The sequence below is a fragment of the Promicromonospora kroppenstedtii DSM 19349 genome, from assembly GCF_000515355.1.
In the GTDB taxonomy this organism is placed as follows: domain Bacteria; phylum Actinomycetota; class Actinomycetes; order Actinomycetales; family Cellulomonadaceae; genus Promicromonospora; species Promicromonospora kroppenstedtii.
In genome coordinates this window covers 13,509-14,516 of the sequence record NZ_KI911743.1, presented here as the reverse complement: position 1 = coordinate 14,516, position 1,008 = coordinate 13,509, and the positions used below count along the sequence as shown (strand labels likewise).

The 1,008-nt window shown below is 74.8% G+C and carries 1 protein-coding gene; it reads right to left on the bottom strand.

Features of this window, described 5'->3' with window-relative positions; genetic code table 11:
* On the bottom strand, nt 1–1,008 hold a 1,008-nt coding region (locus PROKR_RS37585), incomplete at both ends, for a [protein-PII] uridylyltransferase family protein (RefSeq protein WP_483823676.1).

Sequence of the window (1,008 nt, the reverse complement as noted above, 5' to 3'; positions counted from 1 at the left end):
GCCGCCTCCGCGGAGTCGCGCAGCAGCCGCAGGTACCAGTGCGTGGAGCCGAGCGTGTCCGACAGCTTGCGGAACGCGAGCAGGCCCTCGTCCGGGTCGGCGCCCTCGGCGAACCAGCCGAGCAGCACCGGCAGGAGCTGCCGCTGGATCGCCGCGCGCCGCGAGACGCCGTCGGTCAGGGCCTGGACGTGGCGCATCGCGCCCGCCGGGTCGCGGTAGCCGATCGCTGCGAACCGGGCCATGGCCGCTCGCGGCGCGAGCGACGCCTCGCTCGTGGACAGCAGCGCGGTGGCCGGCAGCAGGGGCCGGTAGTAGACGGCCTCGTGCAGGTCGCGCACCTCGCGCTTCACCGACCGCCACGTCTTGACGAGGTCGTCCGCACCGCCGTAGCCCAGCCCACGGGCCAGCCGGCGCAGCTCCGCCTCGGCGGTCGGCATGAGGTGGGTGCGGCGCAGCCGGAACAGCTGCACCCGGTGCTCCAGCGCCCGCAGGAACCGGTAGCACTCCCCCATCCGACGCGCGTGCTCACGGCCCACGTAGCCGCCCTTCGACAGGGCCGCGAGGGCGTCGAGCGTGGTCCGCGAGCGGATGTCCTCGTCCGCCCGGCCGTGCACGAGCTGCAGCAGCTGCACCGTGAACTCGACGTCGCGCAGGCCGCCCTTGCCGAGCTTGATCTGCCGGTCCGCCTCGGCCACCGGCACGTTGTCCTCGACGCGCTTGCGCATGGCGCGCGCGTCCTCGACGAAGTTGGGCCGCTCCACGGCCTGCCACACCAGCGGCCCGACGGCGGCGGTGTACGCCTCCCCCAGCGCCAGGTCGCCCGCCACGGGACGAGCCTTGAGCAGTGCCTGGAACTCCCAGGTCACGGCCCATCGCTCGTAGTACGCGACGTGGCTGGCCAGCGTCCGTACGAGCGGGCCCTGCTTGCCCTCGGGCCGCAGTGCCGCGTCGACCTGCCACAGCGCGGGCTCGGCCGAGGCGCCCGAGCACACCTGGGCGAGCCGCCCC